Origin of the sequence: Pseudomonas sp. P7548, from assembly GCF_013386585.1 — a bacterium.
Taxonomy (GTDB): domain Bacteria; phylum Pseudomonadota; class Gammaproteobacteria; order Pseudomonadales; family Pseudomonadaceae; genus Aquipseudomonas.
Genome location: NZ_JACARO010000015.1, coordinates 30,691 through 50,544, shown reverse-complemented (window position 1 = coordinate 50,544; position 19,854 = coordinate 30,691). Strand labels below are relative to the sequence as shown.

20 protein-coding genes and 1 other RNA gene are annotated in these 19,854 nt (G+C 61.8%); 8 read left to right on the top strand and 13 right to left on the bottom strand.

Annotation, left to right across the window (positions count from 1 at the left end):
- Positions 1-17: 17 nt before the first annotated feature.
- From HX803_RS08150 to HX803_RS08120, 7 genes are all read right to left on the bottom strand, one after another.
- Positions 18-1,634, bottom strand: a complete 1,617-nt coding sequence (locus HX803_RS08150; protein ID WP_178919958.1) for an iron ABC transporter permease — start codon at positions 1,632-1,634, stop codon at positions 18-20.
- 165 nt (positions 1,635-1,799) lie between these two features.
- Positions 1,800-2,804 carry an extracellular solute-binding protein gene (locus HX803_RS08145; RefSeq protein WP_178919957.1) on the bottom strand — a complete coding sequence of 335 codons (1,005 nt, stop codon included), beginning with the start codon at positions 2,802-2,804 and terminating at the stop codon, positions 1,800-1,802.
- A gap of 222 nt (positions 2,805-3,026) precedes the next feature.
- On the bottom strand, positions 3,027-4,244 hold the full coding sequence (locus HX803_RS08140) for a 2-octaprenyl-3-methyl-6-methoxy-1,4-benzoquinol hydroxylase (RefSeq protein WP_178920098.1): 1,218 nt from the start codon (positions 4,242-4,244) through the stop codon (positions 3,027-3,029).
- 9 nt (positions 4,245-4,253) lie between these two features.
- Positions 4,254-4,739: a DUF4442 domain-containing protein gene (locus HX803_RS08135; RefSeq protein ID WP_178919956.1), complete on the bottom strand. Its 486-nt coding sequence runs from the start codon at positions 4,737-4,739 to the stop codon at positions 4,254-4,256.
- Complete coding sequence (ubiH, locus tag HX803_RS08130) at positions 4,732-5,919, bottom strand: 2-octaprenyl-6-methoxyphenyl hydroxylase (RefSeq protein WP_178919955.1); 1,188 nt, start codon at positions 5,917-5,919, stop codon at positions 4,732-4,734. Before ubiH ends, HX803_RS08135 begins: the two co-directional genes overlap by 8 nt.
- Positions 5,916-7,238: a Xaa-Pro aminopeptidase gene (gene pepP, locus HX803_RS08125; RefSeq protein ID WP_176996861.1), complete on the bottom strand. Its 1,323-nt coding sequence runs from the start codon at positions 7,236-7,238 to the stop codon at positions 5,916-5,918. Before pepP ends, ubiH begins: the two co-directional genes overlap by 4 nt.
- 20 nt (positions 7,239-7,258) lie before the next feature.
- Positions 7,259-7,816 (bottom strand): YecA family protein, encoded by a 558-nt coding sequence (locus HX803_RS08120; protein ID WP_176996862.1) that lies wholly within the window; start codon positions 7,814-7,816, stop codon positions 7,259-7,261.
- 138 nt (positions 7,817-7,954) lie between these two features.
- Here HX803_RS08120 and HX803_RS08115 point away from each other — a divergent pair, with 138 nt between their 5' ends.
- The 4 genes from HX803_RS08115 (at position 7,955) to HX803_RS08100 (ending at position 9,374) form a co-directional block, all read left to right on the top strand.
- Complete coding sequence (locus HX803_RS08115) at positions 7,955-8,164, top strand: TIGR02449 family protein (RefSeq protein ID WP_003177365.1); 210 nt, start codon at positions 7,955-7,957, stop codon at positions 8,162-8,164.
- Positions 8,161-8,478, top strand: coding sequence for a cell division protein ZapA (locus HX803_RS08110; RefSeq protein ID WP_003176812.1), 318 nt, complete (start codon positions 8,161-8,163; stop codon positions 8,476-8,478). Before HX803_RS08115 ends, HX803_RS08110 begins: the two co-directional genes overlap by 4 nt.
- Before the next feature lie 30 nt (positions 8,479-8,508).
- A non-coding RNA gene (ssrS, locus tag HX803_RS08105) (6S RNA) lies at positions 8,509-8,687 on the top strand.
- A 57-nt stretch (positions 8,688-8,744) separates the two neighbouring features.
- Positions 8,745-9,374, top strand: coding sequence for a 5-formyltetrahydrofolate cyclo-ligase (locus tag HX803_RS08100; protein WP_176996906.1), 630 nt, complete (start codon positions 8,745-8,747; stop codon positions 9,372-9,374).
- A 7-nt stretch (positions 9,375-9,381) separates the two neighbouring features.
- Here HX803_RS08100 and HX803_RS08095 read toward each other — a convergent pair whose 3' ends face one another.
- Positions 9,382-9,531: a hypothetical protein gene (locus HX803_RS08095; RefSeq protein WP_178919954.1), complete on the bottom strand. Its 150-nt coding sequence runs from the start codon at positions 9,529-9,531 to the stop codon at positions 9,382-9,384.
- A 195-nt stretch (positions 9,532-9,726) separates the two neighbouring features.
- On the opposite strand from HX803_RS08095, the gene HX803_RS08090 reads away from it, so the two are divergent.
- Entirely contained in the window at positions 9,727-10,176 is a 450-nt protein-coding gene (locus tag HX803_RS08090) for an EVE domain-containing protein (protein WP_178919953.1), read from the top strand.
- Positions 10,177-10,180: 4 nt separating this feature from the next.
- Here HX803_RS08090 and HX803_RS08085 read toward each other — a convergent pair whose 3' ends face one another.
- The gene (locus tag HX803_RS08085) at positions 10,181-10,588 is read right to left on the bottom strand and encodes a flagellar basal body-associated protein FliL (protein ID WP_178919952.1); all 408 of its coding nucleotides are present in this window, start codon (positions 10,586-10,588) and stop codon (positions 10,181-10,183) included.
- A gap of 150 nt (positions 10,589-10,738) precedes the next feature.
- On the opposite strand from HX803_RS08085, the gene HX803_RS08080 reads away from it, so the two are divergent.
- Positions 10,739-11,716 (top strand): NADPH:quinone oxidoreductase family protein, encoded by a 978-nt coding sequence (locus tag HX803_RS08080; protein WP_178919951.1) that lies wholly within the window; start codon positions 10,739-10,741, stop codon positions 11,714-11,716.
- 292 nt (positions 11,717-12,008) lie between these two features.
- Positions 12,009-13,358 (top strand): glycerol-3-phosphate transporter, encoded by a 1,350-nt coding sequence (gene glpT / locus HX803_RS08075; RefSeq protein ID WP_176996867.1) that lies wholly within the window; start codon positions 12,009-12,011, stop codon positions 13,356-13,358.
- On the opposite strand, the gene HX803_RS08070 is transcribed toward glpT, so the two are convergent.
- Positions 13,344-14,000 carry a gamma-glutamylcyclotransferase gene (locus tag HX803_RS08070; protein WP_178919950.1) on the bottom strand — a complete coding sequence of 219 codons (657 nt, stop codon included), beginning with the start codon at positions 13,998-14,000 and terminating at the stop codon, positions 13,344-13,346. The two genes, glpT and HX803_RS08070, sit on opposite strands and share 15 nt — an antisense overlap.
- Before the next feature lie 26 nt (positions 14,001-14,026).
- The gene (locus HX803_RS08065; protein ID WP_178919949.1) at positions 14,027-16,414 is read right to left on the bottom strand and encodes a TonB-dependent siderophore receptor; all 2,388 of its coding nucleotides are present in this window, start codon (positions 16,412-16,414) and stop codon (positions 14,027-14,029) included.
- Between the two features lie 329 nt (positions 16,415-16,743).
- Here HX803_RS08065 and HX803_RS08060 point away from each other — a divergent pair, with 329 nt between their 5' ends.
- Positions 16,744-17,226 (top strand): sn-glycerol-3-phosphate transporter, encoded by a 483-nt coding sequence (locus HX803_RS08060; protein WP_178919948.1) that lies wholly within the window; start codon positions 16,744-16,746, stop codon positions 17,224-17,226.
- Positions 17,227-17,360: 134 nt separating this feature from the next.
- On the opposite strand, the gene HX803_RS08055 is transcribed toward HX803_RS08060, so the two are convergent.
- Both HX803_RS08055 and ubiD read right to left on the bottom strand, forming a co-directional pair.
- A complete protein-coding gene (locus HX803_RS08055; RefSeq protein ID WP_178919947.1) occupies positions 17,361-18,329 on the bottom strand; it encodes a CDP-6-deoxy-delta-3,4-glucoseen reductase in 969 nt (322 codons plus the stop codon).
- Positions 18,329-19,795, bottom strand: coding sequence for a 4-hydroxy-3-polyprenylbenzoate decarboxylase (gene ubiD / locus HX803_RS08050; protein ID WP_178919946.1), 1,467 nt, complete (start codon positions 19,793-19,795; stop codon positions 18,329-18,331). Before ubiD ends, HX803_RS08055 begins: the two co-directional genes overlap by 1 nt.
- Positions 19,796-19,854: the final 59 nt, after the last annotated feature.

The following is a 19,854-nucleotide window of genomic DNA, read 5'->3' as shown; positions in this document are numbered from 1 at the left end:
AGCCGTAGGACTGGCACCTAACCGATTTGCCGTGCGGAGCGACGGATCAGCCCGATCACTGGCAACAGGCCCACCAACACCAGCGTCAACGCCGGCAGCGAAGCCCTTGCCCACTCGCCTTCGCTGGTCATTTCAAAGATACGAACCGCCAAGGTGTCCCAGCCGAATGGGCGCATCAGCAAGGTGGCGGGCATTTCCTTGAGCACGTCCACGAACACCAGCAACGCGGCGCTCAGGGTCCCCGGCAGCAATAACGGCAGATACACTTTGCAAAACAGTCGTGGCCCGCTCACGCCAAGGCTGCGCGCGGCTTCCGGTAATGACGGCCGGATGCGCGCCAGGCTGTTTTCCAGCGGCCCATAGGCCACCGCCAGGAAGCGCACCAGATACGCCAGTACCAGCGCCGACAGGCTGCCCAGTAACAGCGGCTTGCCTGCACCACCGAGCCAACCGGAAAGCGGCACCACCAGCTCACGGTCCAGGTAACTGAACGCCAGCATGATCGACACCGCCAGCACCGAGCCCGGCAACGCATAGCCGACGTTGGCCAGGCTGATACCGGAGCGGATCGCCCGGGTCGGTGCCAGCCGGTTGGCAAAGGCCAGTATCAACGCCACGCTGACCGTGATCAGCGCGGCGATGCCGCCCAGGTACAGGGTGTGAAGGATCAGGCCCGAATAGCGCTCATCCAGATCGAACCTGCCGCGCTGCCAGAACCAGGCGACCAATTGCACCATCGGGATGATAAAGGCGCAGGCGAACACCAGGCCGCACCAGGTGCTCGCGGCAGCGGCCTTGAACCCGCGCAGGTGATACAACGCCTTGCCCCGTGGCCGCTCGTTGCTCGGCCGGCTGGCTCCTCGTGCACGGCGCTCGCCATAGAGCACCAGCATCACCACCAGCAGCAGCAGGCTGGCCAACTGCGCCGCACTCGACAGGCTGAAAAAGCCGTACCAGGTCTTGTAGATCGCCGTGGTGAACGTATCGAAATTGAACACCGAGACCGCGCCGAAATCCGCCAGAGTCTCCATCAGGGCCAAGGCCACGCCAGCTCCGATGGCGGGTCGCGCCATGGGCAAGGCCACGTGCCAGAACGCTCGCCACGGTGATTGCCCGAGCACCCGTGCCGCTTCCATCAAGCCTTTGCCCTGGGCCAGGAACGCCGTGCGCGCCAGCAGGTAGACATAGGGGTAAAACACCAGCACCAGCACGATGATCACGCCACTGGTGGAGCGCACCCGTGGCAGGCGCAGGCCTGTGCCGAACCATTCGCGCAGCAGGGTTTGCACGGGGCCGGCAAAATCCAGCAGGCCGACGAAGACAAACGCCAGCACATAGGCCGGGATGGCGAACGGCAGCATCAGCGCCCAATCGAGCCAGCGTCGCCCGGGGAATTCGCAAAGGCTGGTGAGCCAGGCCAGGCTCACGCCGAGGAGGGTCACACCGACGCCGACGCCAAGTACCAACGTCAGGGTGTTGCCCAGCAGGCGCGGCATCTGGGTGTCCCAGAGGTGGGACCAGATTTGCGCATCGATACTTTGCCAGGACAGCAACAGCACACTCAGCGGCAGCAGCACCAGGGCGGCGGCGGTGAAGACCGGCAGGTACCAGCGGCGTTGGGCGGGGTGAGCCAAAGTCAGTTCTCAGTGAATAGATATCAGGATGTCACCACAATCCAAATGTGGGAGCGGGCTTGCTCGCGAAGGCGGTGTATCAGTCACACATGTATCGACTGACACGACGCCTTCGCGAGCAAGCCCGCTCCCACATTCAGCACTGCAGTGCCCTGCAGATTGTACTTAGTTCCAGCCGGCGCGATCCATCAAGCGGATGGCCTCAGCCTGGCGTTTGCCCGCCACTTCCACCGGCAGGGTGTCCGCCACGAACTTGCCCCAGGTCGCCACTTCGGCCGACGGCGGCACGGCCGGGTTGGCCGGAAATTCCTGGTTCACATCGGCAAAGATCTTCTGGGCTTCAGCCGTGGTCATCCACTCCACCAGCGCCTTGGCAGCTTCCGGGTGTGGCGCGTGCTTGGTCAGGCCGATGCCCGACAGGTTCACGTGCACGCCACGGTCGCCCTGGTTCGGCCAGAACAGCTTCACCGCCAGGTTCGGGTTCTGCTTGTGCAGGCGGCCGTAGTAGTAGGTGTTGACGATGCCTACGTCGCATTGCCCGGCGTTGATCGCCTCAAGCACCGCGATGTCATCGGAAAATACATCGGTGGACAGGTTGTTGACCCAACCCTTCACGATTTCTTCGGTCTTGGCCGCGCCATGGGTTTCGATCAGGGTGGCGGTCAGCGACTGGTTGTAGACCTTTTTCGCCGTGCGCAGGCACAGGCGGCCTTCCCACTGTTTGTCGGCCAGCGCTTCGTAAGTGGTGAGGTCACCCGGTTTCACCCGGTCGGTGGAATAGGCGATGGTCCGCGCACGCAGGCTCAAGCCGGTCCAGGCATGGTTCGAAGAGCGGTATTGCAGAGGGATGTTCTTGTCGATCACGGCCGACGTGAACGGTTGCAGGATGCCCATCTGCTCGGCCTGCCACAGGTTGCCCGCATCCACGGTGAGCAGCAGGTCGGCAGTGGCATTTTCGCCCTCGGCCTTGATGCGCTGCATCAGCGGGGCTTCCTTGTCGGTGATGAACTTCACCTGAACGCCGGTCTTCTGGGTGTAGGCATCGAACACCGGCTTGATCAGTTCGTCGATGCGTGAGGAGTAGACCACGACTTCGTCGGCTGCCTGCACGGAGGTGCTGCCGATGAGGGTGAGTGCCAGGGCAGTCAGGAGGCGCTTGGGTGCCAACATGGGTGCGGTCTCTCATTTGCAAAAAGTGGGCAAATGATAAGGACTCACATTTGGTGGCGCTTGGTGGAGGCGTTACCAGATGTTGCATAACAGTTTGTGCGGAGACTGACTTCCCTTGTGGGAGCGGGCTTGCTCGCGAAAGCGGTACATCAGCAACACATTCAGTGGCTGACACTCCGCTTTCGCGAGCAAGCCCGCTCCCACAGGAGGGTGTATTTCAAATCAGGGTTGGGCGAGGTCGGGGAGGTCGCCGCTTAGGCCGAGCGCTTGGCGTACGAAGACGGCCTTGGCTTCGGGCATCTGGTCGACCATCTTCAAGCCGGCGTTGCGCAACCAGCGCAGCGGCAGTTGGTCGGCCTGGAACAGTCGCTCGAAACCTTCCATCGCCGCCATCAAGGCCAGGTTGTGGGGCATGCGCCGGCGCTCGTAGCGACTCAGCACTTTCACATCCGCCAGGCGTTCGCCGCGTTCAGCCGCCGAGAGCAGCACCTCAGCCAAGGTCGCCGCGTCGAGAAAGCCCAGGTTCACGCCCTGCCCGGCCAGCGGATGGATCACGTGGGCCGCGTCGCCGATCAATGCCAGGCCTTCGGCCACATAGCGCTTGGCATGACGCTGACGCAATGGCACACAAACGCGCGGGTCGGCGCTGATCACTGTTCCCAACCGCCCCTCAAAGGCGCGCTCCAGCTCACGACAGAAGCCTTCATCATTCAGCGCCATCAAGCGCTCGGATTCAGCCGGCGTGGTGGACCAGACGATCGAGCACCAATCCTCTTGCCCATCGCGCACCAACGGCAAAAACGCCAGTGGGCCGGTGTCGGTAAAGCGTTGCCAGGCCGTGCGCTGATGCGGCTGGCTGCTGCGCACGCTGGTGACGATAGCGTTGTGCAGGTAATCCCACTCGCGGGTCGCGGTGCCGGTCAGGCGGCGCACGGCGGAGTTGGCACCATCGGCGGCAATCACCAGGGGTGCGCGCAATGTGCGGCCGTCGGCCAGGGTCAGCAACCAGTCATCGCCGGAGCGACGCATCTGCTCCAGGCGTGCATTGGCCAGCAGGCCCAGGTCGCAATCGTGCAGGCGGTCGAGCAAAGCGTCCTGCACCACACGGTTCTCGACGATATGCCCGAGCACCTCGGCATGCACGCTGGCCGCCGAAAAGTGGATCTGCCCGGTGCCACTGCCGTCCCACACTTGCATCTCGCCGTAAGGGCTGGCGCGACGCGAGACGATGCCGTCCCACACGCCCAGGCGCTCCAGAATACGCTGGCTGGCGGCCGACAAGGCGCTCACGCGCGGTTCGAATGCGGCCTGGCGGTCGAATGGCTTGACGCTCAGCGGGCTGCCGTCGAGCAGCAGCACCTGCAGGCCACTGCCCTGCAACGCCAGCGCCAGGGCGCTCCCGACCATTCCGGCCCCGACAATCAGCACATCTGCGCGCATGTCCATGCTTTAAGCCTGTCTCGCTGGCGGCTTGCGCCGCACGTAAAGGGTTTTGTCGACCCGCGCCACCAGGGTGCCGGAGCCGTCATGAATCTGTACCTTGAGGTGGGGCAGGTACTTCTCTCCACCCTCGGTCTGCCGGCGAATCTCATCGAGCAACGCGTCGTCGATGGAGAACTCGGCATACACCGGGCCTTTGCCCGGCGAAATGAAATCGATGCTCGCGGCCTTGTCCCAGACGATGTAGTCGCGGCCCAGGTTCTCCATCAACAGCAGCATGTAGAACGGGTCGACCATCGAATACAGGCTGCCGCCGAACTGCGTGCCGACATAGTTACGGTTGTACCAGCCCAGGCCCATGCGCACCTTGGCATGTCGAAAATCCGCGCTCAACGCCTGCACCCGAACGCCCGCGCCGAGGTACGGCGGGTACAGGGTCAGGAACAGCCGCAACAACCGCGCCTTGCCCAGGCGCCGGGTCAGCCAGTTACGCATCCGGACGCGTGCCCAGGCCCATGGCCTGACGGGCGAACCAGCGTTTGGCCGGTGGCAGCAAGTCCAGGCCCAGCAGGCCCAGGTTGCGACCCAACGCCACCAGCGGTTGCGCGCTGCCGAACAGGCGCGTGACCTGGTCAGAAAAACCCACGGTCATTTTCTGGTCCAGGCGCTGGCGCTCAAGGTAGCCCTGCAAGGTCGCCAGGTCGCCCGGCACCGCAGGCCCGGCCAGCAAGGCCTCGGCCAGGGCATTCGCATCGCGCAGGGACAGGTTGAAGCCTTGCCCGGCAATCGGGTGCAGGCTGTGGGCAGCGTTGCCGAGGATGGCCAGGTGCGAGCGTACTTGTTCTTCGGCCTCGACCAGGGTCAACGGGTACAGGTGGCGGGCTCCGACTTGCTTCAAGGTGCCCAGGCGGTAGCCGAACACGCCCTGCAGTTCGCTGAGGAAGGCTCGCTCGTCGAGGTTGGCCAGGCGCTGGGCGTCCATGCCGATGCGGGTCCAGACCAGCGCGCAACGGTTGTCCGGCAGCGGCAGCAGGGCCATCGGGCCTTCATCGGTGAAACGCTCGAAGGCTTCGCCGTTATGGGCTTCGCTTGGGGTGATGTTGGCGATCAATGCGCTCTGGTTGTAAGGGCGGGTCTTCACGCCGATACCCAGTTGCTCGCGCAGGCCAGAACGACCGCCGTCGGCGAGTACCGCCAGGTCGCATTCCAACACGGTTTCATCGTTGAGGGTCAGGCGGTAGCCATCGGGCAGCGGCTCCATGCGCGTGACTTCGGCCGGGCAACGCCAACTGACCACGTCCTTGTCCAGGCCTTGCCACAGGCATTGGCCCAGCCAGGCATTTTCCACGACGTAACCCAGGGCCGGTACGCCCTCCTCCTGCGCGGTCAACCGTGCGGTGGAGAAGCGCCCACGGTCCGACACGTGAATCTGCTTGATCGGCTCGGCACGCCGGGAAATTTCCTGCCACAGGCCCAGGCGCTGGTAAATCTGGCGGGCGCCAAATGAGAGTGCCGAGGACCGTGCGTCGTAGCTCGGCTGATAACTGTCACCGGGTGCGAAGGGTTCGATCAGTACGATCTTCCAGCCGCGCGCCTTGGCCCCGGCCTGCAATGCCAGCGCCAGGCTGGCACCCACCAGGCCGCCGCCGATGATGGCGAGGTTGACCCTGCTCATCGGGCAGCTGCCATCAGCGCTTCGATCTCGGCAACCGCCTTGGGTACGCCACCGGTCAGAATTTCACAGCCTTGCTTGGTCACTACCACGTCGTCCTCGATGCGTACGCCAATGCCACGCCATTTCTTTGCCACGTTCTGGTTGTCCGGTGAAATGTAGATCCCCGGCTCCACGGTCAACGCCATGCCCACTTCCAACACGCGCCACTCACCGCCTACCTTGTACTCGCCCACATCATGCACATCCATGCCCAGCCAATGGCCGGCGCGGTGCATATAGAAAGCCTTGTAGGCTTCGCTGGCGATCAACTCGTCGACGTCACCCTGCAGCAAGCCCAGCTTCACCAGCCCGGCAGTGATCACCTGGACGGTCGCCTCGTGCGCCTGGTTCCAATGCTTGTCCGGGGCGATCTCGGCAAACGCGGCTTCCTGGGAAGCCAGCACAATCTCGTAGATCGCCTTCTGTTCCGGCGAAAACTTGCCATTGACCGGCCAGGTGCGGGTGATGTCGCTGGCATAGCAGTCGATCTCGCAACCGGCGTCGATCAGCACCAGGTCGCCGTCCTTGAGCACTGCATCATTCTGCTGGTAATGCAGGATGCAGCTGTTGCGCCCGGCGGCAACGATGGAGCCATAAGCCGGCATTTTCGCGCCGCCCTTGCGGAACTCGTAATCCAGCTCGGCTTCCAGGCTGAACTCATGCAAACCGGCGCGGCTGGCCTGCATGGCCCGCACATGCGCCGCGCAGGAGATGCGCGCGGCTTCGCGCATCACCTTCACTTCTGCCGCCGATTTATACAGGCGCATGTCGTGCAGCAGATGATCCAGGGCAACGAATTCGTTCGGCGGCTGGGCGCCGAGGTGCGCTTTGGAGCGGATCACGTTGATCCACTCCATCAGGTGGCGGTCGAACTCGGCGTTGCTGCCCATGGCCGAATACACCCGGTCGCGGCCTTCGATCAGGCCGGGCAGGATGTCGTCGATATCGGTAATAGGGAATGCGTCGTCGGCGCCAAAGTCACGGATCGCGCCTTCGGTGCCGGCGCGCAGGCCGTCCCACAGTTCGCGTTCGGCATTGCGTTCGCGGCAGAACAGCACGTACTCGCCGTGCTGGCGACCGGGCATCAGCACGATCACCGCCTCGGGCTCGGGGAAGCCGCTGAGGTACTGGAAGTCGCTGTCCTGGCGATACACGTGTTCGACATCACGATTGCGGATCGCCACGGCGGCGGCTGGCAGGATCGCGATGCTGTTGGGTTCCATCTGCGCCATGAGCGCCTTGCGGCGCCGGGTGTATTCCGCTCTGGGGATATGAATCATGGGCAGATGGGCTTCCTTTCTTAGTGAAGCGACGGCTTGGGCGCAGCCGGCTCAGCGGACTTTTTGGTCTCGGTGAACAGCAACAGCGGCGCGACGCGCAGGTATTCCATCACTTCCATATAGTCGCTTTCACCGTCTTCGGATTCTTCCAGGGCATCTTGCACCTGGGAGATCGCTGCCAAATCCTGCAACACTTCCTGTGCGTCGGTGCTCAACTCCAGGCCGCCGGCATTCACGCCGAAACCGTGGAGGAAACCTTGGCACCATTGGCCCAGGGCGGCGGCACGTTCGGTGAGCGGCGCGTCGTCGGTCGGCAGCAGCAGAACCACGGTGACGTCGTCACCGGTCAGCTCGCCCTTGACCATTTCCTGCAGGCCGATCAGCGCGTTGCGCACGTTGTCTTCGGGCTCTTTCTCCAGCAGTTCGGCCACATCGGCCAGCCAGTTGTCGGCATCGAAGCCGACACCGGTGCAGCTGCGGCCCAGCAACACGCCGTGCAGCTCGGCAGGCGAGCATGGGTGGCCGCTGGTGCTCAGCAGTTTGGAAAAAGCGTCATACGGGGAGTTCTGAATGGGCATGGTGAGCTAGGCGCCAGACGGCGCAATGTCTAGAATGGAGCGCTGTATCCTAGCACCGGCAGACGTACCAAGACTATCGAGGGCGTCAGATCGTTTATCCTGAAGTTGCCATTCATCAGACAAATCCAGTGGAACCCAATGGAAGACACCGACCTGCAAGCGCTGATGGCCAGACTCGAACTGCTAATTGATCGGGTCGAGCAACTTAAGAGTCAAAACGGACTCCTATTAGCTCAGGAAAAGACCTGGCGCGAGGAACGCGCTCACCTCATTGAAAAAAACGAAATCGCCCGGCGTAAGGTCGAATCGATGATTTCGCGCCTGAAGGCCCTGGAGCAAGACTCATGAGTTCAAGCAATAGCGTAACCGTGCAGATCCTCGACAAAGAATATTCGATCATCTGCCCCCAGGAAGAGCGCAACAACCTGGTGAGCGCCGCCCGTTACCTGGATGGCAAGATGCGTGAAATCCGCAGCAGCGGCAAAGTGATCGGTGCCGACCGCATCGCCGTGATGGCCGCGTTGAATATCACCCACGACCTGCTGCACAAGCAGGAACGGCCTGACGTGCAGGCCAGCGGCTCGACGCGTGAGCAGGTGCGCGACCTGCTGGAGCGTGTCGATCTGGTGCTTTCCAGCGATTCAGACGCACCCAAGGGCTGATTGCCGAGGCTGTTTAAGGTATACTCGCCCCACTCCCTGGCGTGTTTGCCAGTCGGCGATGTCCCTGAGCCGATTCGCACTACCCTGGAAGTTGCACGTTGGGCTGGTGTGCATGTCCGCTAGACGGAAAGCCTTAAAGCCTACTGCATCTTCCACCTTGAACTTTCGGGTTCAAGGGCTAAGTCGACAGCGGCTCTGTCGGGGAGCCTGAATTCCCAAACTCAATGCCAGTCTTCGGACTGGCATTGTTTTATGAGCCGAAAACCATGACCGAACCTGCGCCGCTTTCCCGTCCGCAACTTCGACGCATGTTGCGCAAAGCCCGTCGCGCCCTCACGCCGAGCGAGCAGCGCAAGGCCGCTCACGGCCTGTATCGGCAACTGGCACAGCAACCGCTGTTTCGCCGGGCCAAACACATTTCCTTGTATCTACCGACGGACGGTGAAATCGATCCGCGCCTGCTGCTGCGCGCCGCCCAACGCCGGGGCAAAGCCACCTACCTGCCGGTGCTCAGCGCCTGGCCACGGACCAAGATGGTGTTTCAGCGTGTGCGGCCTGGGGATAAGTTATCGCCCAACCGCTTCCGTATTCTTGAGCCACGGGTGAATGCCAAACACCAACGTCAGGTCTGGGCGCTGGACCTGGTATTGCTGCCGCTGGTGGGGTTCGATGATGCTGGCGGTCGCCTGGGCATGGGCGGCGGATTCTATGACCGCAGCCTGGCTTACCTCGCTCGCCGACAACACTGGCGCAAGCCGACATTGCTGGGCCTGGCCCATGAATGTCAGAAGGTTGATCGCCTGGCACAGGCAAGCTGGGACGTGCCATTGGCAGGCACTGTCACCGATAAGCAATGGTATGTTGCGGGAACGCCGCTGGAACCAGCGACGCCTTGAAGCAGTGTTAACGCTTGAACGGTTGCGGCTGCTGTTGAGCCAGCTCAACGGGCGCATCGCTCTTGTTCGACCACAAGCTTTGCGCATACCCGGTGGTCACGACGCCCAGACCAAACAAAATAACCAAAATCCATAGTAAATCCGGTTTACGTTGCATCGATTGCCCCCCTTCAGGCACCTCGTACACGATGACAACAACGTTCCAAAGTAGTCCGTTGCAGCTGCGTCAAGCTTAAAATCCCGGCATTCTGCGGTAACGTGAACCAACACGCAAACCTTGGCGCCAACCGACTGTCGGTTTGTCATAAAATTGCCAGACAACTTGCCCAACGCCTTTTTCAGGAGCCCCAAAATGGCCTACTGGCTGATGAAATCAGAGCCCGACGAACTCTCGATCAGGGGCCTGGAAAAGCTGGGCGAAGCCCGCTGGGACGGGGTGCGCAACTACCAGGCGCGCAATTTCCTGCGCGCCATGGCGGTGGGCGACGAGTTTTTCTTCTATCACTCCAGCTGCCCCGAACCTGGCATTGCCGGCATCGGCAAAATCGTCGAGGCGGCGTATCCAGATCCCACCGCGCTTGAACACGAAAGCCACTACTTCGACGCCAAGGCAACCCCGGAGAAGAACCCGTGGAGCGCAATCAACGTGGCCCACGTCGAAACCTTTCCCAACGTGCTCGGCCTGGGCTACCTGAAACAGCAGGCCGCCCTCGCCGAACTGCCATTGGTACAAAAAGGCAGTCGGCTTTCGGTAATGCCGGTAACCGCCGAACAATGGGCGGCGGTGATCGGTTTGCGGTGAAGCGTTACTGGATGATCAGGTTGTTGAACAGCAGGTCTTCCACCACCGGCTTGCCGGTTTCATCGCTCATCACCTGCTGAGTCTGCTTCAAGGCTTCCTGGCGCAGCTTCTCTTTGCCTTCGACACTGCTCATGGTGTCGTTGGTCTGCTGGGTGAACAGCGCCACCAACTGGTTGCGGATCAGCGCATCATTGGCTTTGACTGCAGCGGCGGCTTCTGGCCCGGTCACACGCAGGGCGATGTCGGCCTTGTACACCTTGAGTTTGGCCGTACCGTCCAGCCCGTAGTTGCCCACGAACGGCGGGGTCAGGCTGATATAGCTGACCTTCGGCGCCTCCCCTTCTTTCGCTTCTTCGGCCTGGGCTGCCATCGGCAAGGTCAGGGCCAGCATCAACAGGATCCACGCTTTCACAGTTCATTCCTCGAATTCGGTTGCCGGGTAGCATAACGCTAGCAAGGCTGAGCACAAGCTTATGGCGGCTTATCAGGCCCGGGCATGCTCGTTGACCCACGAGCGTACCCTCCTACACTTATCGGCCACGATGCCAAAAGGAATAGCCCGATGAAAGCTGTGCTCTGCAAAGCCTTCGGCCCCGCCGAAACCCTGGTGCTGGAAGAGGTCGCCAGCCCGGCGATCAAGAAGAACGAAATCCTGCTGGACGTGCACGCCGCCGGGGTCAACTTCCCGGACACGCTGATCATCGAGGGCAAATACCAGTTCAAGCCACCCTTCCCGTTTTCACCGGGCGGCGAAGCGGCAGGCGTGGTCAGTGAAGTGGGTGAGAAGGTCAGTCACCTCAAGGCCGGCGACCGCGTCATGGCCCTGACTGGCTGGGGCAGCTTCGCCGAGCAGGTCGCAGTACCGGGCTACAACGTGCTGCCGATTCCGCCGAGCATGGATTTCAACACCGCCGCTGCGTTCAGCATGACCTACGGCACCTCCATGCATGCCCTGAAACAACGCGCCGACCTGCAGCCCGGCGAAACCCTGTTGGTACTCGGCGCCTCGGGCGGCGTGGGCCTGGCCGCCGTGGAAATCGGCAAGGCCATGGGCGCCCGGGTAATCGCCGCCGCCAGCAGCGCCGACAAGCTGGCCGTGGCCAAGGCGGCCGGCGCCGATGAGCTGATCAACTACAGCGAAACCAGCCTCAAGGACGAAATCAAGCGCCTGACCGATGGCAACGGCGTCGATGTGATCTACGACCCGGTGGGTGGTGACCTGTTCGACCAGGCTGTCCGCGCCATCGCCTGGAACGGCCGCCTGCTGGTGGTGGGGTTTGCCAGCGGGCGGATTCCCGAGTTGCCGGTGAACCTGGCGCTGCTCAAAGGCGCATCCGTGGTCGGCGTGTTCTGGGGCTCTTTCGCCCAGCGCCAGCCGCAGGACAATGCGGCGAACTTTCAACAACTGTTCACGTGGTATGCCGAGGGCAAGCTCAAGCCATTGGTGTCACAGGTATACCCGCTGGAACAGGCCGCCCAAGCGATCAATGACCTGGGGCAGCGCCGAGCTGTGGGCAAAGTGGTCGTCCAGACTCGCTAACGGACCTGAAATGCAATCCCTGTGGGAGCTGGCTTGCCTGCGATAGCGGTGGGTCAGCCAACACATTCTCTGCTGATAGATCGCTATCGCAGGCAAGCCAGCTCCCACATTTGTTCTCCAACACCTTCAAGAACCCAATCACGACCCACACTTATCCATTTGCGACATGTTCGTAAGAGAACATGCGATTGCTCTCATTTCCTGTGTTTGCAGATAAGAGGCGATGCTATTTTCGGTAACGAAACTGTAACATTCGCATCCGCAGTCAAAACAAGAAATTTGGAGCTCTTGAATGTTTGCTTTCTTTCGACCTGCCGCACACCAGGCGCCCCTGCCTGAAGAAAAAATAGACAGTACCTACCGACGGCTGCGTTGGCAGATCTTCGCCGGTATCTTCTTCGGCTATGCCGGGTACTACCTGCTGCGCAAGAACTTCTCCCTGGCCATGCCCTACTTGATCGACGAGGGTTACACCCGCGGTGAACTGGGCCTGGCCATGTCGGCCATCGCCATTGCCTACGGCTTGTCCAAGTTCCTGATGGGCCTGGTGTCCGACCGCTCCAACCCACGCTACTTCCTGACCTTCGGCCTGCTGGTGTCGGCGGGGGTGATGTTCATTTTCGGTTTCGCACCTTGGGCAACGTCCAGCGTGACCATGATGTTCATTTTGCTGTTCATCAACGGCTGGGCCCAAGGCATGGGCTGGCCTCCAAGTGGGCGCACCATGGTGCACTGGTGGTCGCAGAAAGAACGCGGCGGCGTGGTGTCGGTGTGGAACGTGGCGCACAACGTCGGCGGAGGCCTGATCGGCCCGCTGTTCCTGCTGGGCATGGCCTGGTTCAACGACTGGCACGCAGCATTCTACGTACCGGCCACCGTGGCCCTGCTGGTGGCAGCGTTTGCCTTCATCACCATGCGCGATACTCCGCAATCGGTAGGCCTGCCGCCGATCGAGCAGTACAAGAACGACTACCCGGAAGGCTACAACGCCAGCCACGAAGAAGAGTTCAGCGCCAAGGAAATCTTCGTCAAGTACGTGCTGCGCAACAAAATGCTGTGGTACATCGCCTTCGCCAACGTCTTCGTCTACCTGCTGCGCTATGGCGTGCTGGACTGGGCGCCGACCTACCTCAAGGAAGCCAAGCACTTCGACGTGGATAAAACCTCGTGGGCGTACTTCTTTTACGAGTGGGCGGGTATTCCGGGCACGCTGTTGTGCGGCTGGATGTCGGACAAGATCTTCCGTGGCAACCGTGGCCTGACCGGCGTGGTGTTCATGGCGCTGGTGACCGTGGCAACCCTGGTCTATTGGCTCAACCCACCGGGCAACCCGACCATCGACATGATCGCGCTGTTCTCCATCGGCTTCCTGATCTACGGCCCGGTGATGCTGATCGGCCTGCAGGCCCTGGAACTGGCGCCGAAAAAAGCGGCCGGTACGGCGGCGGGCTTCACAGGCCTGTTCGGTTACCTGGGCGGTTCGGTGGCAGCGAGTGCAGCCATGGGCTACACCGTGGACCATTTCGGTTGGAATGGCGGGTTCGTGTTGCTGGTGGGCGCGTGCCTGTTGGCCATCGCGTTCCTCATCCCAACGCTGTGGCACACCAACAGTGTCAGCGAGGCGCGGTCAGCTACCGCCTGAGCAACCCTTGGCACAACGCTTGAGCCGCGCCTCCAGGTTTTTATCTGGCATGGCGTGGCTACGCAGGGCGTTGACGGTCTGCTCGACATAATCGCGAGTCGTGCCGTAACGCCCGCAAGCGCTCTGTAGCACATGGTTGAGCACGATATCGGGCAGGTTGCCGGCGTAGCTCGGCAGATGCCGCTCCAGGACAAACCCCAATGCCTGCACCTGGCTGCCATCTTCAAGACGGCAACTGAGCCAGTGTGGCCGGTAGGAGGGATAGGGCATTTCGCGGCACCACAAGGCGTACAGCGAAGCCTCCAGTTGGTCTTCCGGCAAGCGGTAGGCAAACCCGCTGCAGGAACCGCCGCGATCCAGGCCAAAGACCAGCCCCGGCAACTCCGGCGTACCCCGATGCTCCTGGGACCACAGGTACAACCCCCGGTGATAACCGTGGACCCGGGCCCGCACTCGCTCGGTGGACGAGCATTCCGGGCGCCAGATCAAAGAACCGTAAGCGAATAGCCAGACCGGCCCACCCTTATGCCGCGCCATGGTGGCCTGCATCGAGCTCATCAACTGTTCGTGAGTGAGTTGCGGCCCAAGGTCGAGCCGCGGAGGGTAAGCCAAATGCGAGAGATCGGTTTCAATAACGGTCATGGCGAATCGCTTAGGTCTCCTGCGTACTACCAGTTATAGGCAACTTTACCGTAATAGAACGCGCCGCTGTAACCGTACGGCGAAAAAGTGCTATAGGCGAGGTTGCCGCCGCTGCTGGCAAAAGCATTGACCTTTTCCGGGTATTTGTCGGTGACGTTGTCGCCGCCCAGGGTGAAGGTCCAGTTCTTGAGCTTGTAGTCCGCCGACAGGTCCAACACCCACGCAGCCTTGAAGGTCTGGTCGTTGACCTTGTCCGCCTGATAACTGGTGAATTCACCATAGCGCACCAGGTTGCTGTGCAGCGCCCAATTGCCGAACGTGAAGTCGTTGCCCAGGCTCAGCTTGTGCTGTGGCGTGGTATCGCCCAGCAAACCGATGCGCTCGCGACGATCGACCCGCACCAGGTTGGCGCCCAGGCTGTCGAGGATGGCCGGGTTGGCCTTCACGTCCGTGACCTTGGTGTGGTTGTAGTTGTAGCCCACGGTGCTGTTCCAGCGGATGCCGTTGTCGAACTGGTAGCGATAATTGGCGACCAGGTCGACGCCATCAGTGCTGGTGTCGGTGGCGTTGGTGAAGTAACGGGCGCTGGTGTAGTTGATGTTGCCGACCCCATTGGCTTGCAGGTAGGCAATGGTCGCCGGGTTGAGGTTCAGGTTGGAGGACAGGCTGATGCGATCGCGGATGTCGATACGGTACACATCCACCGTCACGGTCAGGTCATCCGCCGGTTCCAGCACCAGGCCGAGGCTGTAGTTGCGCGATTTCTCGGCCTTCAAGTCTTCGGCGCCGAGCAAACGGGCCACTCTGCTGTTGGCTGGGAACGTGCCGGCTTCCTGGATGGTGCTACCAATCAACTGCGACGACGTGTAGGCAAAGTTCTGCTGGGCCAGGGACGGCGCGCGGAAGCCGTTGGAAATACTGCCGCGCAAGGCCACTTGTGGGGTGAAGTCGTAGCGTGCCGACAGCGAACCGCTGACGTTGGAACCGAAGTCGCTGTAATCCTCATGCCGCACGGCGGCCGACGCGCTGAGTTTTTCGGTGAAGTTGGTTTCGAGGTCCAGGTATTGGGCCCAGTTATGTCGCGAACTGCTGCCGGCGTCGGCATCCCGGAAACCACCCAGGCCCGAACTGCCGGTCTGATAGTAGGACGCCGGTTCGCCCGCTTCGATTTCATAGCCCTGGTGCAGGTACTCGCCGCCAAACGCCACGGAAACCGGATACGGCAAAAAGCCCACGTCGAATTCACGGGACAGGTCCAGGCTCACCTGCTTCTGGTCGTTGCTCAGGGTGCCGTTGTCGAACTTGCGCGGCGTGGCCAGGCCCAGGGAGGTGTTGATGGTTTCAGTGCTCAGCGCATATTGGTTTTTGCCGTAGTTCGCCGACAGGTCGTAATGCCAGTCGTAGGCCAGCAGGCCGCGCAGGCCCACTACCAGCGAGGTGTCTTCCAGGTTGCCCTTGATCAGGGGCAGGTAGCCATTGGGGTTGAGCGCCACAATGTTGTTGGAGGCATTGCTGGCCCGATAGAACGCGGCGGTCTCGCCACGGCGCTTGCTGTAGCCGCCGAAGGTGTAAAACTCCAGCCCGTCGTTGAAGGCGTAGGCGGAGTTGAACTGCAGTTTGCCTTCATTGGTAGCCGGCTCGCCTTGGCGGAAGACCCGCTGGCCATAGGTGGTCGAACCGACGCTCGCCGGCCGCAAGTCATTGCCGGCGCGGTTGGTGTAGTCGTTGTCGGCACCTTCGCCGGAGAGGTTGAAAAAGCCGTTGTCGCCCAATGCAAAGCCGGTATTGCCGCTGAGATTGCGCTGGATACCATCACCCTTCTTGTACTCGCCAAACTTGGTGGAAACTGAACCGCCATGGTCGTCATGCTTGAGGATCACGTTGATCACACCGGCAATCGCGTCGGAACCGTAGCGTGCAGAAGCGCCGTCGCGCAGCACTTCGATGTGATCGACCGCCGACAGCGGGATCGCATTCAGATCGGCGGGCGCCGAGCCACGGCCCACCGCGCCACCCAGGTTGACGAACGCACTGGTGTGGCGGCGTTTGCCATTGACCAGCACCAGCACCTGGTCCGGCGACAAGCCGCGCAACTGCGCGGGACGCACCAGTTCGGCGCCGTCCACCAGGCTCGGGCGTGGGAAATTGATCGAAGGAATCAGCCGCGCCAACACCGCCCCCAGTTCATCAGAGCCGGTGCTGCGCAAGGTGTCGCCGGAGATCACATCGATGGGCGACAGCGACGCACTGGCCGTGCGCTCTTGGGCGCGGGTGCCGGTGACAATGACCGTATCGAGCTTAGGTGCATCGGCCGCAGCTGTTTCCGCCGCCTGTGCTGGATTGAATCCCACGGCGGTCAGCAAATTGGCCGACAAAATCGCCGTGTACAGCGCGTGTTTCTTGTAACTCCCCATACCGCTCCCCTTGGAATCAAAAGTCAGAACGTCAATGCTCTGAATGCATACGATCGATCCGGCTGGCGGGCGGTGGCGGTCAGTTATTGGTTAGTGGCAGATAATCGGTAGTCCGTTGCGATATAGCCTAAAGATATCTATTGAATAAATTAAATACCCAAAAAGAATAAGCGAAAGCATAAGCGCCCGCGTCCGCTCATCAGGATTGGCCCAGGCAATCCCGGTACTTTCAGCCCCGGTTCAGCCTGGGCCGGCGTCAAGCCGTCAAAATAGCGCCCCTGTCACGACCCAACTAGCCGCCCTTCAAACCGACTATCGAGGTCGCACCCATGAAAAAATCCACACTGCCTGGCCTGCTGTTCCTCGCCCAGGCCTCTGCGGCCCTCGCCGGCGAAATGCCTGCGGCCAATGACGACAAGGGCTTCTGGTACGCGCAGACCAGCCTCTACACCCGGCACTTTTCACCCGACCCCGACCACAACAACCACCAGGACCTGATCGGCCTGGAGCGCAATCAAGCGTCGGGGCTGGTGATTGGCGGGGCGACCTTTCGCAACTCATTCAGCCAGCGCTCGTATTACGCCTATGCAGGCAAGCGCTACGACATGGCTGACTACCCGGTGTATTTAAAACTCACAGGCGGAGTGATCCAGGGCTATCGTGGCGAATACCGCGACAAGATCCCGTTGAACCGTTTCGGCGTTGCGCCGGTGATCATCCCGTCGGTCGGCGCGCATTACGGGCCCGTCGCGGCAGAGGTGGTGTTGCTGGGGTTCAATGCGGCGATGGTGACCACTGGCGTGCGCTTCTGACACTGACACAGCACGGTCTAATGTGGGAGCGGGCTTGCTCGCGAAAGCATTGTGTCAGCCACACATAAGCTGACTGAACCACCGCTTTCGCGAGCAAGCCCGCTCCCACATTTTGACCGGCGTACGTCAGTGAGTTATGGGCGCGGGGCGTAGGCGAAGACGTCGGCACGCATCTGGTGTGCATCCATGCCGGCGTCCACCAGCGCGTCCAGCGTGCCGTAGATCATCGCCGGCGAACCGCTGGCATAGACGTGCACAGCCTTGAGGTCGCTGATGTCTTCGCACACCGCTTCGTGCAACAACCCGCAGCGCCCTTCCCAACCGCACAGGTCACTGACCACTTTGTGCAGGAACAGGTTGGGCAGTTGCAGCCATTGATCCCAGTGTTCGATCTCATAGAAATCTTCTGGACGACGCACGCCCCAGTACAGGTGCACCGGGTGCTTGAAGCCGGAGGCGCGGCAATGTTCGATCAGGCTGTGCATCTGCGCCATACCCGTGCCAGCAGCGATCAGCACCAAGGGCCCGTCCGGCAACTCGGCCAAATGGGTATCGCCAAACGGCAGCTCGATGCGCGCCATCTGGTTGCGCTGCAGTTGCTCAAGCAGGTTGCGGGCACTGTCCTCGCGGGCCAGCACATGCAGTTCCAGCTCGCGCCCGGCGTGGGGTGCGGACGCCAGGGAGAAGGCGGACTTCTCGCCGTTGTCCCGCTCGATCATCAGGTACTGCCCGGCGTGATAGCGCACCGCCTTGCCGGCCGGCGCCCGCAGGCGCACGCGCCACACGTCGCCACCGACTTCCACGCATTCGCTCAATTGGCACGACAACTTGCGCAACGGCAACTCTCCCGGCGCCAGCACGCCATCCCACAACACAATGCAATCTTCCAGCGGCTCGGCAATGCAGGTGTAGAACTCGCCATGGTCACGCACCTCACCGGCCTGCTGCACCCGGCCCTCCACCAACAGCGCCGCACACACGTGGCACACGCCATTGCGGCAAGCCTGGGGGCATTCATAACCCAGGCGACGCGCGCCTTCGAGGATTCGCTCGCCAGGGACCAGTTCCAGCACGGCGCCGGAAGGTTGCAGGGTTACACGCATCAATCTATTCCCAATTCTTTCCAGATCGCATCGACACGGGCAGTCACGGCTTCATCCTTGACGATCACGCGGCCCCACTCGCGGGTGGTTTCACCCGGCCATTTGTGGGTGGCATCCAGGCCCATCTTCGACCCCAGGCCCGACACCGGCGAGGCGAAGTCGAGGTAGTCGATCGGCGTGTTGTCGATCATCACCGTGTCGCGCTTGGGGTCCATGCGCGTGGTGATGGCCCAGATCACGTCGTTCCAGTCGCGGGCGTTGATGTCGTCGTCGGTGACGATAACGAACTTGGTGTACATGAACTGTCGCAAAAACGACCACACACCCAGCATTACCCGCTTGGCGTGGCCCGGGTACGACTTTTTCATGGTCACGACGGCCATGCGGTACGAACAGCCTTCGGGCGGCAGGTAGAAGTCGGTGATTTCCGGGAATTGCTTCTGCAGGATCGGCACGAACACTTCGTTGAGCGCCACGCCGAGGATCGCCGGCTCATCCGGCGGACGGCCGGTGTAGGTGCTGTGGTAGATCGGTTTGACCCGGTGGGTGATGCGCTCGACGGTGAACACCGGGAAGCTGTCGACTTCGTTGTAGTAGCCGGTGTGATCGCCGTACGGGCCTTCATCGGCCATTTCGCCCGGATGAATCACGCCTTCGAGGATGATCTCGGCGGTGGCCGGCACTTGCAGGTCGTTGCCACGGCACTTCACCAGCTCGGTGCGGTTGCCGCGCAGCAGGCCAGCGAAGGCGTACTCGGACAAGCTGTCGGGCACCGGGGTCACGGCGCCAAGGATGGTGGCCGGGTCGGCGCCCAGGGCCACGGAGACCGGGAACGGTTTGCCGGGGTGCTTTTCGCACCACTCGCGGAAGTCCAGCGCGCCGCCACGGTGGCTCAGCCAGCGCATGATCACCTTGTTGCGGCCGATCACTTGCTGGCGGTAGATACCGAGGTTCTGGCGGTCCTTGTTCGGGCCCTTGGTGACGGTCAGGCCCCAGGTGATCAGCGGCCCGACGTCGCCGGGCCAGCAGGTCTGCACCGGCAGCATGGCCAAGTCCACGTCGTCGCCTTCGATGACCACTTCCTGGCACACCGCGTCCTTGACCACCTTGGGCGCCATGGCAATGATCTTGCGGAAGATCGGCAGCTTCGACCAGGCGTCCTTCAAGCCCTTGGGCGGCTCCGGCTCCTTGAGGAAGGCCAGCAGCTTGCCGATCTCGCGCAGCTCGCTGACCGACTCGGCGCCCATGCCAAAGGCCACACGCTCGGGGGTGCCGAACAGGTTGCCAAGCACCGGGATGTCAAAGCCGGTCGGGTTTTCGAACAGCAGCGCCGGGCCCTTGTTGCGCAGGGTACGGTCGCAAATCTCAGTCATTTCCAGTACCGGCGAAATCGGCATCTGGATACGTTTCAACTCTCCGCGCTGCTCAAGTTGCTGCACGAAATCCCGAAGATCCTTGAATTTCATTAACCATGCCACCCGTAAAATAGGCGTACATCCTACCTGCTCTGAGGGCGGCTGGCAGC